Annotated in this window: 12 protein-coding genes and 1 tRNA gene; 4 read left to right on the top strand and 9 right to left on the bottom strand. The window is 51.0% G+C overall.

What is annotated here, in order from left to right; all coding sequences use genetic code 11:
* Nucleotides 1-755: 755 nt before the first annotated feature.
* The 5 genes from ABD035_RS02995 to tauA all read right to left on the bottom strand — a co-directional run bounded on the left by ABD035_RS02995 (nucleotide 756) and on the right by tauA (nucleotide 6,153).
* Complete coding sequence (locus ABD035_RS02995; RefSeq protein WP_343867581.1) at nucleotides 756-2,234, bottom strand: sugar porter family MFS transporter; 1,479 nt, start codon at nucleotides 2,232-2,234, stop codon at nucleotides 756-758.
* A 476-nt stretch (nucleotides 2,235-2,710) separates the two neighbouring features.
* Nucleotides 2,711-3,553: a taurine dioxygenase gene (tauD, locus tag ABD035_RS02990; protein ID WP_212714954.1), complete on the bottom strand. Its 843-nt coding sequence runs from the start codon at nucleotides 3,551-3,553 to the stop codon at nucleotides 2,711-2,713.
* Nucleotides 3,540-4,385 (bottom strand): ABC transporter permease subunit, encoded by an 846-nt coding sequence (locus tag ABD035_RS02985; protein ID WP_343867578.1) that lies wholly within the window; start codon nucleotides 4,383-4,385, stop codon nucleotides 3,540-3,542. Before ABD035_RS02985 ends, tauD begins: the two co-directional genes overlap by 14 nt.
* On the bottom strand, nucleotides 4,366-5,157 hold the full coding sequence (locus tag ABD035_RS02980; RefSeq protein ID WP_212714952.1) for a taurine ABC transporter ATP-binding protein: 792 nt from the start codon (nucleotides 5,155-5,157) through the stop codon (nucleotides 4,366-4,368). The genes ABD035_RS02985 and ABD035_RS02980 overlap by 20 nt, the downstream gene beginning before the upstream one ends.
* 12 nt (nucleotides 5,158-5,169) lie before the next feature.
* Nucleotides 5,170-6,153: a taurine ABC transporter substrate-binding protein gene (gene tauA / locus ABD035_RS02975; protein ID WP_343867575.1), complete on the bottom strand. Its 984-nt coding sequence runs from the start codon at nucleotides 6,151-6,153 to the stop codon at nucleotides 5,170-5,172.
* 483 nt (nucleotides 6,154-6,636) lie between these two features.
* On the opposite strand from tauA, the gene ABD035_RS02970 reads away from it, so the two are divergent.
* Entirely contained in the window at nucleotides 6,637-7,422 is a 786-nt protein-coding gene (locus ABD035_RS02970; protein WP_212714963.1) for an endonuclease/exonuclease/phosphatase family protein, read from the top strand.
* Between the two features lie 181 nt (nucleotides 7,423-7,603).
* Here the strand turns inward: ABD035_RS02970 and mltD are convergent, their stop codons facing one another.
* Nucleotides 7,604-8,986, bottom strand: a complete 1,383-nt coding sequence (mltD, locus tag ABD035_RS02965; protein ID WP_212714950.1) for a murein transglycosylase D — start codon at nucleotides 8,984-8,986, stop codon at nucleotides 7,604-7,606.
* A 76-nt stretch (nucleotides 8,987-9,062) separates the two neighbouring features.
* Nucleotides 9,063-9,818: a hydroxyacylglutathione hydrolase gene (gene gloB, locus ABD035_RS02960; RefSeq protein ID WP_343867591.1), complete on the bottom strand. Its 756-nt coding sequence runs from the start codon at nucleotides 9,816-9,818 to the stop codon at nucleotides 9,063-9,065.
* Between the two features lie 58 nt (nucleotides 9,819-9,876).
* Here gloB and ABD035_RS02955 point away from each other — a divergent pair, with 58 nt between their 5' ends.
* Complete coding sequence (locus ABD035_RS02955) at nucleotides 9,877-10,614, top strand: methyltransferase domain-containing protein (RefSeq protein WP_343867573.1); 738 nt, start codon at nucleotides 9,877-9,879, stop codon at nucleotides 10,612-10,614.
* Here the strand turns inward: ABD035_RS02955 and rnhA are convergent.
* Entirely contained in the window at nucleotides 10,596-11,162 is a 567-nt protein-coding gene (gene rnhA, locus ABD035_RS02950; RefSeq protein ID WP_212714948.1) for a ribonuclease HI, read from the bottom strand. The genes ABD035_RS02955 and rnhA overlap by 19 nt on opposite strands.
* Here rnhA and dnaQ point away from each other — a divergent pair.
* Nucleotides 11,116-11,847, top strand: a complete 732-nt coding sequence (dnaQ, locus tag ABD035_RS02945) for a DNA polymerase III subunit epsilon (protein WP_212714947.1) — start codon at nucleotides 11,116-11,118, stop codon at nucleotides 11,845-11,847. The two genes, rnhA and dnaQ, sit on opposite strands and share 47 nt — an antisense overlap.
* A gap of 131 nt (nucleotides 11,848-11,978) precedes the next feature.
* Nucleotides 11,979-12,055: transfer RNA gene (locus ABD035_RS02940), tRNA-Asp, on the top strand.
* A 133-nt stretch (nucleotides 12,056-12,188) separates the two neighbouring features.
* Here the strand turns inward: ABD035_RS02940 and ABD035_RS02935 are convergent.
* A complete protein-coding gene (locus ABD035_RS02935) occupies nucleotides 12,189-14,468 on the bottom strand; it encodes a heavy metal translocating P-type ATPase (RefSeq protein WP_343867570.1) in 2,280 nt (759 codons plus the stop codon).
* Nucleotides 14,469-14,483 lie beyond the last annotated feature (15 nt).

The following is a 14,483-nucleotide window of genomic DNA, read 5'->3' as shown; positions in this document are numbered from 1 at the left end:
TTCAGTTGGTTAGAATACCTGCCTGTCACGCAGGGGGTCGCGGGTTCGAGTCCCGTCCGTTCCGCCACACTTTTAAGGCCATGTTATTTATTAACATGGCCTTTTTTCTTATCTATATTTTCCAATCCTCTGCCCCGCAGTTCCTTATCCGCTGATTTTTCTGGCAGGTACCCCCTCAGTTATATGGGCAGAATAGAGTCATGATCACCAGTCTTATCCTGTCCTGAATTTCCATTATCCCGCAAAAATTATCCGCCCATCCTGCAATTCCGGAGTGTCGGTTGCTCAGATCTTCTCTCGCCGATCACAGGTTTAGTGCCTGCGCTCGAAATCAATTATTTCCGCGTGGCCCTGAAAAGATCCTGCTGTATAGCAGTATTCACCTGCCGCGCGTGGAGATCCTTCATAATAAATCACCTGCATCAGTTAATAGAGAGGGGCTGTCCGGCTGAAGGTACCGGCAGGGGCATCTGATATTTGGTGGCATCGTTACGCTGGCAAAAGTTGTCCGGGGAGAATCCTTAGGAAGCGGGGTATGCCGGTGTTGTCCGCATAGGATAATCAGCATATACCCCGATGGGTAGCCGGAATCGTTTGACGACTGGCTGGCCGACTATACCTGCCCTGGTTGCTATTGATACCCTGAGAGAAATTATCTCTGTCAGTCGGCAATCCGCGCGAGGAGTACAGTTCAACGGTTTTAGGCCGAGGAGCTGCCCCCGGGCCGGTTGCCCGGGAGCAGAAATGGCGGAAGTTTAGGCCCCTTTATGCGGCTTTTTAGGGTAAAACTTCCCTTCTTTCAGCGATACTTCGATCTCTTCCAGTGAACGACCTTTGGTTTCCGGAACGATGAAGTAGATAAAAAGAAATCCCAGCAGATTCAGCAGGGCATAAAACCACATAGCACCACCAATCCCTAGCAAATTGACCAGTGAAAGTGCGGTACCTGTCAGTAACAGGTTTGACCCCCAGAGTATGGCAGCATGCAGACTGGTCGCTTTCTCCCTGATCCCCATCGGATACACTTCAGACCCGATCAGCCAGCCTATGACCTGTATACCGCCTGAATTAAAGATCATAAATGCAAACAGGCAGATGACAATCAGCCAGCTATACTGGCCGCCATGACTGTTCATCACAAACACACCGCCTAACAGCAGCAGGCTAATGATTGCGCCAGGCATCATCCATAACGTCAGTGTACGGCGGCCGATACGATCCACTAATAACTTACCGGTGATGGTGAGCAGGAGATAGATGACGGCAACCCCGAGCGCAGAATGCAGAGCGGTTCCGCGGCTGAATCCTGCATCGGTCAGAAAGGTCGGCGTATAGTAAATCATCATCTCTATCCCTGAGAGCTGGGTAAAAGCAGCGACTCCCAGACCTGCGAGCAGAGCCGGACGCAGCCAGGGCTGCTTAAGATCCTTCCAGCTCGCCACTGATTTCCGTTCTGCTTTATCGTGCACTTTTTGGATATTTCTTAATTCATGCCTGACTTCACGGTCTGTTTCCCTGACCATATTTAACGCGACACGGGCTTCTTTGATACGCTTCTGGCCAACCAGCCAGCGTGGGCTTTCCGGCAGGGGCAGCATACCCAATAGCAGGATCAGTGCGGGGATAGCCGCGACGGAAAACATAATCCGCCAGGACCAGATATCCTGCAGGAATGCACCGACGAGTCCCGCGGTCAGTATCCCGGCACCAATAGAAATATTAAAAAAGGTCACAAGGCGGCCGCGTTTTTCCGGAGGAGCCAGTTCGGCAATATACACCGGAACAATCTGCGAGGCTCCGCCCACAGCAAAGCCGAGAACAATACGGGCAATGGCTAAACTAATGGCTGAGCCTGAAAGGCCTGAGGCGATAACGCCAATGGCAAAGATAGCGGCAACGGTCATCACGGTATAGCGCCGGCCAATAAGTCCGGAGAGCTTACCGCAGACAAGTGCTCCGATGACTGCACCCACCAGAATGGCACTGGTTACCCATTCCTGAGCATGACTGGAAAGTGAGAAGTCATGGGTTATTTGCAGTAATGCACCGGAAATAATCCCGGTATCATAGCCATAGAGAAAGCCGGCGATAGCCGCAATACCCGACGCGGTAAGCAGAAAAGCACTCGCACTGAGAAATGAGGTAGTCACTTCATCAGAAGGTGTTGCCGGTGTAATATCTGAAGTCTGTTTTTCTGAGGTGGTCTTTGTATCCTGAGGCGATGGTTGAGTCATAATTACCTTATTTATTGTTGATTATTATGAGAATTAACCTGGCAATAATTAAAGTGATGAACACAGGCTGGGAATCATTTAGGTATTCATTGGGAAAGGGAAGTCCGGGAAGCCTCCTTATATAAAAATAAGATCACAGGTTATAAACCTATAACAGCAGATCAGGGTATTGTCATTTTTTTATGACAAGCATCACATTTATTATAAAATTTCAGATGATTAGTCTGATTAAGTTGATTATATCGATAGATAAAACTGGTTTTCCGGGAGCGTGATATTTTGGTGTTCAGTCGGGTAAACAATAACAAGTCTGCCGGTTACCGGGCCTCTATCCCCGGGGAATGAATTCTGACAACGACCGGAATAACTTCAGTAAAATAATTGGGATATTTGACGTGTGCTGAATATGGCCGGATGAATATTACTGGCAAATCCGGGACTGAAAAAATTGATGCTATTCTTCAGCCCCTGACCATTTAATTTAAAGGCCCCGCCGGACGATCGCCGAGGATGGTCGCCCGATGCATTACCCGGCGCTGAGGCCGGTAATCATCACAGGCATAATGTTGTGTTATCCGGTTATCCCAGATAACCAGGTCATCTTTTTGCCAGTGCCAGCGAACACAAAACTCAGGCCGTGTGCTCTGAGTAAATAAAAAATCTAACAGCGCGCGGCTTTCCTGAGCCTCCAGTTCGACGATTTTCCGGGTAAAGCCTGCGGAGACAAACAGGCCTTTTCTGCCTGTTTCAGGATGTACCCGGATCACCGGATGGATCACCGGCGGATGATCACGGCTGGCCTGAGCAAAACGTGCCGCATCTTCAGGCGTTGCCGCAAACCGGCTGGCAGGAAATGACAGGCTGATATCATGCTCAGCATGAAGCGGTTCGAGTAACGCCTGTAGCGGGGCTGACAGAGCATCATATGCGGCACTGCAACTGGCCCACAGCGTATCACCACCAAAGGCGGGCACCTGCCGTGCGCTGAGTACAGAAGCCATTGGCGGAGTTTCAATAAAGGTGACATCTGTATGCCAGAGTGCATTATCACGTAAATCATTCAGGTCAGTGTCCAGAACCATGATTTCAGGTTGTTCCCGGGTGGCCGGATAGATGGGATGGATATGCAGATCACCAAAATTATACGCCAGTTGGCATTGCTGCTGCGGCGTTACCGGCTGCTGACGAAAGAAGAGTACCTGATGCCGGTTCAATAACGCTCTCAGCTCACGGACTTCCCCGGGCTGGAGGGGCTGGCATAAATTGATGCCTGAAACTTCCGCGCCAAGGGCACTTGCAATACGTTTAACCTCTGGCATCTTGTACACTCCAGCTGACAAAGTGTTTCTGTAATTGGCGTAAGCCGAATTCAATGATCAACGCGATCGCGGCAATCAGAATAATTCCGGCTACCACGATTTCCGTAGAAAGATACTGGGCCGCTGACTCCACCATAAAGCCTAAACCACGGTTGGCCGCAATCAGCTCTGCGGCGACCAGTGTTGACCAGCCGACCCCGAGTGCGATCCTCAATCCGGTCAAAAGATCGGGCAGGATCGCGGGTAAAATCACTAACCGGATCACCTGCGTATTAGTTGCCCCCAGGCAACGGACGACCTGAATCCGGTTCTGATCCACGCGACGCACAGCTTCAGAAGCGGAGATAACCAGCGGGGCAAAAATTGACAGGTAAATCAGCAGGATTTTTGAAACTTCTCCGATACCGAACCAGATAACGATCAGGGGCAGATACGCCAGTGGCGGAATAGGACGATAAAAATCGAGGAAAGGATCCACAACGGCTTTGGTAATTTTGTTAAGTCCCATCAGGATACCCAGCGGAACCGCGGTGATCACCGCAAAAAACAGTGCTGTCACTATCCGGAACAGACTGGCTTCGATGTGCTGACCCAGCGTCATATCCAGATACCCCTGATGCCATAAGGTATCAAAGGCCCGCACAAGCTGCGGGAGCGTCGGGAAAAATAACGGGTTAAGCCATCCGGCATAAGGGGCAATCCACCAGAACAGACCGACGATAGCGAGGCTCATCCATGAAATGAGATAGGGGTGATCCGACAGTCTGATGCCGGCGTTTTTTTTCCTGATCACAACAGGTGTGGTCAACTGATCAACGTCCCGGTGAGTCATCGTCTTCCTCCAGTAACAGCTCAAGTATTTTCTGGCGTTGCTCCGCGAACAGCGGGTCAGTTTTTAATGATTTCACTTTTTCTTCCTGACCGAAGCGCCGTGAAAATTCCGGTGAAAAGCGGCCAATGATATCCAGCGGGGGGCCTTTGAGGACATATAACGAACTTGCCAGTAACAGGCCTTCATCGACGCTGTGGGTAATTAACAAAATACCGACGCCGGTTTCTTTCCATATTTGCAGCAGCAAGCGTTGCATCTTTTCGCGGGTCAGCGCATCGAGAGCACCGAAGGGTTCATCCAGTAGAATGAATTCCGGCTGTATGGCCAGAACCCGTGCAAGTCCCAGTCGCTGACGTTGTCCGCCGGAAAGTTCATGGATAGCGTGCTGTGCATAATCAGCCAGGCCGACCAGTCGCAGATAATGCTGTGCCTGTTGCCGCCTTTCGGCTTTACTGACACCCCGGATACGCAGCCCGAGGGCGACATTATCAATGGCATTCAGCCAGGGCATCAGCGCATCGTCCTGAAAAACGACGGCCCGCTGTCCTGAAGGTGCAGTGAGGCGCTGTCCGTCCAGTGTTATTTCTCCGTGATCAGGGGCTTTGAAGCCTGCAAGAATATTAAGAATGGTCGATTTACCGCAGCCGGAAGATCCGAGCAGGACGGTTATCTTTCCCTGTTCGAGGGTTAATGAAAAATCTTCGATGATTGGCCGGAAGGTACGTCCCTTCGGATACCCCAGGCTGATATTCTGTGCAGTTAACCGGCTCATAGCTCCCCCCTGTTAGCGAGATTCGGGAATATACTGACTGCTGACATACGGACTGTAGTCAGGAAGCACTCCGGAGATACGTTTCTGCTGATACAGGAACTGAGCGGTTTCTGCGGTCGCCTTTACCGTACCGCCGCCAAGGAATTCAGGGCTCACCTGTTCACTGGCATCCGGGTAACGGTTACCAGAGATCAGGGCGGGGACATCCGCAGCATTAACGCCTACCAGTCGTGCCGTCGCCGCCGCATTCGCCGACCCGGCATTCCATTTTTCCGGATGCTGACGGTAGTCATCGAAACTTGCCAGTGAGACAGCCGCGAATTTCTTCAGGACTTCCGGGTGTTTTTCGGCAAAATCTTTGCGGGCAACCCAGACTTCAAATGTCGGATGTCCCCACTTACCCACCTGAGCCGCATCGGTCAGTACCGTCCCTGTTTTTTCAATTTCACTTAATGCCGGTGACCAGACAAACGCCCCGTCTATATCGCCGCGCTTCCAGGCTGCGGCAATTTCCAGCGGCTGAAGATTGACGATATTGACCTGTTTTTCGGAAAGCCCCCAATGCTGAAGAGCACCCAGCAGACTAAAATGTGATGTGGAAACGAAAGGGGTGGCGATAGTTTTGCCTTTCAGGTCGGCAAAGCTCCGGATGCCACTGCCATTGCGGACAACCAGTGCTTCGGATGACTGAATCTGATCGGCGACCAGAAACGCCACAATCGGGGCTCCTCGTGATGCGGCTGCAGCGAAGGGGCTGGACCCTAAATCACCGATTTGTATCGCGCCCGATACCAGCGCCGCTACCACGCCCGGACCACTGTCAAAACGTCTCCATTCCAGAGGCTGGCCGATTTCTTTCTGGTAAGTGCCCGCTGCCTGGGGAACTTTAGAAGGATCAACCCCGGTCTGATAGCCGATGACAATATTTTCGGCTTGCGCAGATAATGACAGTACTAACGTACTGAGAGCGAAAGTATATTTTACTGTTTTATTCATCCTGGTTCCCCTTATAAAAGCCTGATGCTAAGTCGGAAACCACTGGCGGAGAAATAACAAAACAGTCATTGTTAGTCACTTTAGATATAACCAAAATAGTACTTTTATAGAAAAGTTTATATCAAAAATAAATATAAGCCGGGAGCAATAGGTTACGATTTTATTAACGGTAATTTTACTCAGTGATCTCCCGATGTTCGTTGCTTCCGCCACAGTGAACCGCTTATTTCATCGTAAATTTGTCAGAGGCTGGCGTGATATCCGCCAATTATCCGGGGGGAATAACCCGATCACTCAGACGTCAGGGCAGGAAGAATGCCGATATCTGCCACGTTTTTGCGGCGAAAAGAGGGGGCTGAGTATCGGAAATGATTAACTGTAAAAAGAGTTAAAAAGAACTGAAGATACCGAATGTCGCTGTCTTCAACTGACGAAGAGTATTATTATGGAGAGATGATGTCTCCCGGAGCAAAAGAGAAGAGGGTGCGAAAAAAAACCTACGCAATGCGTTATGTGGCAGGACAGCCTGCAGAGAGGGTTTTTCCTCCTGAACTGCGCCTTCCCGCGTCCCATACCTTACCTGGCGGAACGGAGTTACCTGATTACAGCACCTTAAAAGTTCTGGTCTGGAATATTTTCAAACAGCAAAGAGCTGACTGGCGTTCAGTCCTGCAGGGGTTTGGTAAAGGCAGCCATCTGGTGTTATTACAGGAAGCTCAGACGACACCTGAACTGGTTTCATTCGCCACCCGGCATTATATTGCTGCAGACCAGGTGCCGGCCTTTGTTCTTCCTCAGCACCCCTCCGGCGTAATGACATTGTCTTCCTCTCCGGCGATTTATTGCTGCCCTCTGAGAGAACGAGAGCCGCTTCTGCGGCTGGCAAAGTCAGCACTGGTGACTGTTTACCCGATGCCTGACAGCCGGTTTTTACTGGTGGTGAATATTCATGCGGTTAACTTTAGTCTCGGAATTGATGTTTATCGCAAACAACTTGAGGCTATCGGTGAGCATATCCGTCACCATAACGGACCGGTACTGATGGCTGGCGATTTTAATGCCTGGAGCCGTCAGCGTATCCATGTGCTGTATCAGTTTATGCGTCAGCAACGGTTACGGGAAGTGTTGTTTCCGCAGGATCACCGGCGCAAAGCGTTCGGACGCCCGCTGGATTTTATTTTCTACCGTAATATGGAAGTGAAGCAGGCCAGCGTGCTGGAGACCACAGCCTCCGATCACAACCCGTTACTGGCGGAGTTTTCATTCTGAATCCGTGGCAATCTCTCTTTAGCCACCAGTCCATAACCGCCGCCTGCATACACAAACGCCTGATGAGGCTCATCAGGCGTTTACTGTCAGCAAACTGTCGACCCATTATCAGGACTTATCACAAGCGCATAAAAAAAGGGCTGCCCCTCAAGGTCAGCCCTTTTTTATCTGCGGTGCACTATCAGCTATTGTTTACAAACAGCGTCAATTTATCACCGGGCCGGATTGACCGCTCATCAGATAAAAGCGCATTCCAGCGCATAACATCTTTGATGTTAACACCGTGTCTCGCAGCGATGCTGGAAAGAGAATCACCCTTACGAACCTGGTAGGTGATGCTGTTTCCATTATCCGCCAGTTGACTGACTGTGCCCGTAGTCCGTGGGCTCAGTTTCAGTATCTGGCCGGCTTTTAGCCCGGCAGTGCGCAGATTATTGAACGATCTCAATGCCGCTACGCTAAGGCCATTTTTTGCTGCTACACCCGACAGGGTGTCTCCACGACGCACTTTATAACTGCCAGATGTGGTCGGGGCATTACTGGCCATCAGTTCAGGCTGTATCGCCTGAATATCCGAGGCAGCCAGCGAGTTTTTCAGCTGCTCCACATGGGACTTCGGTACCATGATGTACTGCGGGCCCTGCGGGGCAGTGGTTCCCTGCTTATAACCGGCATTGAAACTTTTCAGCGTTGATACAGAAATCCCGGCCATTTCAGCGGCCTGCGTCAGCCGGATTTGCTGGCCAACTTCGACCCGGGCAAGGGCCCGGTTTTCGTTCGCCTGCGGTAACCTGACGCCGTAGCGTTTGCTGTTCTTCAGTATCTCGCTTAATGCCAGCATCTTAGGGATATAAACCGCGGTCTCTTTCGGCAGAGATAAATGCCAGAAATCCGTCGGCTTCCCGCGAGCTTTATTCTGTTTAATGGCTTTCAGAACGGTCCCTTCCCCGCTGTTATAAGCAGCAACGGTCAGTAACCAGTCTCCGTTAAACATCTTGTTCAGACGTTGCAACATATCCAGCGCGACGCGGGTAGAGGCAACCACATCTCTGCGCCCGTCATACCACTGGTTTTGTTTCAGTCCGTAATTTTTCCCAGTGCTTCCTACAATCTGCCAGAGCCCTGCAGCATTGGATGATGATGAAGTTGCATGCGGGTTAAAAGCGCTCTCCACTATGGGTAGCAGTACCAGTTCCATCGGCATTTTGCGTTTCTGTATTTGCCCGACTATCCAGTACATATACGGTTCAGCCCGTAAAGTTACATCGTGGAGATAGCTCTTGTTACTCAGATATTTACTTCTTTGTTCACGGACCCGGGAGTTATCCGGGATCCCCATCGTCAGCTCGTCACTAATGGTCGTCCAGAGATTGCTGTTTTGTGCGACGTTAGTTCCATCATCCTGCCATCGCGGCGACAACATTCTTTCTCCGTACTGCCCATTTTCTCCCTGACTAGCTGAAGACAGACTCTGTGCATGCTGAACGGGTATATCTGCATCTTTCCCTGATGCCTGACATCCTGCCAGCAAGACTGAGGCGAAAAGTATCGCTTTAGCCTTCATGTATATGTCATCGTTGGTAGTAGATTAAAAGTCGAGCAATGATACGGTACAGAGCCACACAAAACAATCAAAAAAATTAAAAGCTGTCTTTCTTACGCCGCAATGCCTCAAAAACCTGCCAGGACTCCGGTAAATTTAAGTCAGGTAATATATTTCTTTGTAAATCAATGTCATGCGTTTTCAAAAAAACATTGATCTCCCGTTCTTTTTCGAGAACTGACGGAAGAGTTATCTGATTTTTGTCACGTAACTGCTTAATTTTATGGTAATAAGAGAGGATGTGCGGGTTTTGTGGCAGTACGGCCCGGGCAAACGCCATGTTTGATAAAGTATATTCATGTGCACAGCAAATCAGAGTGTCTGCAGGGAGCTGATTAAGTCTATGAAATGACTCATCCATTTGCTTTGCAGTTCCTTCAAATAACCTTCCGCATCCGCCTGAAAACAAAGTATCTCCACAGAAAAGATAAGGATTACTGTAGTAAGAGACGTGTCCCAGGGTGTGTCCGGGGGTGGCGATGACAGTGAATTCAATGCCGGAAATTGTGATGACCGTACCGTCTTTAACTTCCTGTGTCGTACCTTTATTCAGGGTTTCGGCAGGGCCGTAGACCGGTAATCCGGGCCATTTCGCCGTGAGCTCTCTCACACCATCCACATGGTCACCGTGATGATGGGTCAGTAAAATGGCCACCGGCTGCCAGTGGTTTGCTGCTATAGTGTCAATCACCGGTCTGGCTTCTCCGGGATCAACTATAATGCATTCGTCCTGATCATTATTAAGCACCCAGATGTAGTTATCCTGCAGTGCCGGAATGCTGGTAAGATTCAAAGGGCGACTAGCCATAAAACACCTCCGGTTATACTGAACGTTCTGATGATGGTAAAACATGAAGCCAGCTAAGACACGACAAATTCTGAAGGCCCCTGACCACTGGGAAGAAATCCCCTGGGGGGATTTCTATCGTGAGGCCTTGCATCAGCACCTTCAGCCTTATCTCAGCAAATTCTATGGTTTCCATTTACTGAAAATAGGGGCTCTGAGTGCGGCGATTGATACCGAAGAGTGCCCGGTCAGTCATCAGTTTACGGTGAGCCCTGACGGGGTGCCCGGCGGTGTCGCCGGTAATGAGATGCGGCTACCGTTTTTGAGCAAATCTATTGATGTCTGTTTTCTGGCGCATTCCCTGAGCTGGAGCCAGGACCCTCATCAGGTTCTGCGGGAAGCCGACAGGGTATTGATTGACGATGGCTGGATAATACTGACCGGCTTTAATCCCTACAGCCTGCTGGGGGCAGGGAAACTGCTGCCCTGGCTGCATCGTCGCCTGCCCTGGAGTGGCAGAATGTTCAGCCAGGGGCGGATGATAGACTGGCTCAGTATTCTGAATTACGAAATTATCTGTAGAAAAAGTTTCCAGGTGGTGCCCTGGTGCCGCAATGGCGGTAAAATTATGACGGCACATCTTCCGGTACTGGGGTGTATGAATTTGCTGATTGCCCGGAAACGGACCTATCCGCTGACGCCTAACCGGAGTGCATTGCCGGCAGGGAGACACAGACTCCGTACTGCTGTCAACGTGACCCGGCAATGTTCGGAAGTTAAACCTCAGGATGCCGATAAATAGCCGGTGTCTTCCTGAGTCGGTGAACCGGCGGCATCGCGGGCAAGGACATCACAGCGTTCGTTTTCGGGATGTCCGGCATGTCCTTTTACCCATTGCCAGTCAATGGTATGGGATTGCAGGGCGAGGTCCAGCCGCTGCCAGAGGTCGACATTTTTGACCGGTTTTTTATCCGCTGTTTTCCATCCGCGCTTTTTCCAGTTGAATATCCACTGGGTGATCCCCTGGCGCACATACTGACTGTCAGTACTGAGCGTCACTTCACAGGGCTGTTTCAGTGCTTCCAGAGCCACGATGGCCGCCATCAACTCCATCCGGTTATTCGTGGTCAGCCGGTAGCCTTCACTGAACTCTTTTTCGTGGTTTCCGTACCGTAAAATGGCACCGTATCCGCCGGGGCCCGGGTTGCCGAGACAAGAACCGTCGGTGAAAATTTCTACCTGTTTGCGCATCTCTGGTAGACTTCCTGTAGTCAAAAATCCAAGTCTGACATAAACGGGCCCTATGAGCACAGTAAAAAACCGCCAAATCGTCCTTGATACAGAAACCACCGGTATGAATATGGTGGGGGTTCACTATGAAGGTCACCGCATCATTGAGATTGGTGCGGTGGAAGTGATCAACCGTCGTCTGACGGGGAATAACTTCCATGTTTATCTGAAACCGGATCGGCTGGTGGATCCGGAAGCTTTCGGGGTCCACGGGATCTCAGACGAGTTTTTGCTGGATAAACCGGAGTTTTCTCAGGTTGCGGATGAGTTCCTTGACTACATCCGTGGCGCAGAACTTGTGATCCATAATGCCTCGTTTGATATCGGCTTTATGGATTATGAGTTTGAAAAGCTCAACCGGGGTCTTGCCAAAACGGAAACATTTTGTGAGATCACCGATAGCCTGTTAATGGCACGAAAAATGTTTCCGGGAAAAAGAAACAGCCTGGATGCGTTATGTTCCCGCTACGATATAGATAACACCAAGCGAACGTTGCACGGCGCATTGCTCGATGCCGAAATTCTCTCCGATGTTTTCCTGGCAATGACTGGCGGGCAGACATCACTGACCTTCAGCAGTGAGAATGATCATTCAGAGCAGAGTGACGGGGGGATTATTCATCGTGAGGTGCGTAATGCCGGAGGATTACGTGTCGTGCGTGCCAGTGAGGATGAGATCAGTGCCCATGAAGCGCGACTGGATTTAGTGATGAAGAAAGGCGGCAGTTGTTTGTGGCGTATTTAACCGTATGGAATTGTTGATAAAACAGCCTTGAGATTAAAAAATCGGCAAACGATTCAGTGGTAGCATAAAAACCATTGACGGCATGGATGAAGGCCATTAATATTCGCCTCGTTCCCGACGGGGAATGAAGCGGAGCGGTAGTTCAGTTGGTTAGAATACCTGCCTGTCACGCAGGGGGTCGCGGGTTCGAGTCCCGTCCGTTCCGCCACTATTGCAGGGCCATGTTATTTATAACGTGGCCCTTTTTGTTGTCTGTCATTCCTGAATCTCTTCAGCCGGATATGGCCTGCACGGTAGCAGGCGATACCCCGCGTACTCTGCTTAACGGCCCGTCACTGATTTCACGCTTTTTTCTCCTCAGTCCCGCGAAGTATGCGTAATCCGTTAGCGACCACCAGCAGACTGGCACCGACATCCGCAAAGACGGCCATCCACAAGGTTCCTGATCCGCACAGGGTCATGATCAGAAAGACCAGTTTGATTATCAGCGCCAGTGAAATGTTCTGGGTCAGGATGCGCCCGGTTCGCTGAGACAACCGGACAAACGCAGGGATTTTTCGTAAATCATCATCCATTAATGCCACATCAGCCGTTTCGATGGCGGTATCGGTGCCGGCCATCCCCATGGCAAAACCGATATCGGCCCGGGCCAGTGCCGGGGTGTCATTGATGCCGTCACCCGCCATTCCGGTGACGCCTTTCCGGCTATAATCTTCAATCGCCTGTAATTTATCCTCTGGTAACTGTTCTGAACGGGCATGATCAATACCGACCTGGCGGGCTATTTCCTCCACGGCAAAGGCATTGTCCCCGGACAATAACAGGGTTTTGACGCCCAGCTGATGCAGTTCAGCAATCGCCTGGCGGCTGCTCTCTTTCACCGTATCTGCCAGAGCAAAAACGGCTAATAGTCCGGCCTGACTGCCTAAAAAGACCAGGGTTTTTCCCTGACGTTCCAGGGCTTCATAACGCTTGTCATTATCGGTGATATCGATCCCCTGAGTCGTCAGTAGCCGGCGATTTCCCAGCCAGTGCTTCTGCCCATCAATCAGGCCGGTAATTCCCTGCCCGGTAATCGCTGCAAAGGCCTCTACCGGTAACCGTGACTCGTGATTACTGTAACGTACCAGGGCTTCTGACATCGGGTGGTCAGAAAATCCGGACAGGCTCCCGGCCAGCCTGATGGCCCGGGCTGGGTCCGGGGCTCCGCAATTTAACACATCCGTGACTTCCGGCTGACCGTGCGTCAGCGTACCGGTTTTATCCAGTGCCAGCCATTTCAGCTTACGTCCCTGTTCGATATACATACCACCTTTGATCAGTATCCCCTGACGCGCGGCCGCGGTGAGGCTACTGACCAGTGTCACAGGCGTCGAGATCACCAGAACACAAGGGCAGGCAATCACCAGCATCACCAGCGCATTGTAGATCCAGACAGACCAGGATTGCGCAAAGAGCAGTGGCGGGATGATGGCAAAGACGATGGCCAGCAGGAAAATTACCGGGGTATAGATCCGGGCAAACTGATCGACAAAACGCTGGGTCGGGGCTTTGCTGGCACGGGCCGATTCCACTGAGCGGATGATCCGTGCGAGAGTGGTTTCTTTGACCGTTGAGGTCACTTTGTAGTCAAAACTTCCGGACTCATTTAATGTGCCGGCAAAGACGGCGTCATCGGGTTTCTTTTCTGCCGGCAGACTTTCTCCGGTGATCGCTGACTGATTAATCGTCGAGTGTCCGCTGATAATAATACCGTCAAGACCGATTTTCTCACCCGGTTTTACCCGTACAATGGCTGATAGCGGCACCTCTCCGGGCTGCATTTGCTGCCAGCTGCCGTCAGGCTGCTGCACATTCATCCACTCAGGCGCCAGCCGGAGTAAGGTATCAATCGCATTTCTGGCTTTATCGAGTGCTTTTGCTTCGATTAATTCGGCAATATTGAACAGCACCATGACCATCGCGGCCTCCGGCCACTGGCGGAGTAAGATGGCCCCGGTGACTGCCACACTCATCAGCGCATTGATATTAAGGTTCAGGTTTTTAACGGCAATCCAGCCTTTTTTGTAGGTCTTCAGGCCGGAAAGTAGCACGGCAATAATAGCGAAAGTCGCCTGCAATCCGTCCGGAAACCGGAACCAGTGCAGAATTTCCGCACCGAATGCCAGCACGGCAGCAATAATGAGGGGCCAGTAATTCACCTGAGTCGCAGGACGCGGAGCCTGTGTTGCGGTGTTGTCAGGCAGTTCAGGCTCAAAACCCAGCGAGCGAATAGCCTGCAGTACCGGGGCCAGTGCATCAGGGTGATGTGTGACCGTCAAAATCCGCTCGATCAGATCAAATTGCAGGTCTGTCACGCCAGCCATTCCGGTGAGCTTACCGGTGATCAGATTTTCTTCGACCGGACAGTCCATCTGCATAATCCGTATCGCCGTTACCTGGCCTTCGGCACGCGTTACGCTCGCCGGGAGCGGTGTTAAAACGGGTTCAGCGGTCTGGCAGCAATGACCGCCGTTATGCTGATGTTCCGCCGGTTCAGGGACGATACGCTGAATTGACGGTATTTTTTTGGGGGTCTGTAAGGTATCAGAAGCAGACGATGTCCTGTTATTTTTATTCATGTTGTTCATTTTTCA

This window comes from Tatumella terrea (assembly GCF_039523755.1).
In the GTDB taxonomy this organism is placed as follows: Bacteria; Pseudomonadota; Gammaproteobacteria; order Enterobacterales; family Enterobacteriaceae; genus Tatumella; species Tatumella terrea.
The sequence above is the reverse complement of the archived record's forward strand: the minus strand, read 5'-3'. Positions and strand labels throughout refer to the sequence as shown.

Excerpts from the sequence above, each read along its gene's own strand:
- ABD035_RS02995 (WP_343867581.1), bottom strand. The coding sequence starts at position 2,234 with ATGACTCAACCATCGCCTCAGGATACAAAGACCACCTCAGAAAAACAG.
- tauD (WP_212714954.1), bottom strand. The coding sequence starts at position 3,553 with ATGCCAGAGGTTAAACGTATTGCAAGTGCCCTTGGCGCGGAAGTTTCA.
- ABD035_RS02985 (WP_343867578.1), bottom strand. The coding sequence starts at position 4,385 with ATGACTCACCGGGACGTTGATCAGTTGACCACACCTGTTGTGATCAGG.
- ABD035_RS02980 (WP_212714952.1), bottom strand. The coding sequence starts at position 5,157 with ATGAGCCGGTTAACTGCACAGAATATCAGCCTGGGGTATCCGAAGGGA.
- tauA (WP_343867575.1), bottom strand. The coding sequence starts at position 6,153 with ATGAATAAAACAGTAAAATATACTTTCGCTCTCAGTACGTTAGTACTG.
- mltD (WP_212714950.1), bottom strand. The coding sequence starts at position 8,986 with ATGAAGGCTAAAGCGATACTTTTCGCCTCAGTCTTGCTGGCAGGATGT.
- ABD035_RS02955 (WP_343867573.1), top strand. The coding sequence starts at position 9,877 with ATGAAGCCAGCTAAGACACGACAAATTCTGAAGGCCCCTGACCACTGG.
- dnaQ (WP_212714947.1), top strand. The coding sequence starts at position 11,116 with ATGAGCACAGTAAAAAACCGCCAAATCGTCCTTGATACAGAAACCACC.
- ABD035_RS02935 (WP_343867570.1), bottom strand. The coding sequence starts at position 14,468 with ATGAATAAAAATAACAGGACATCGTCTGCTTCTGATACCTTACAGACC.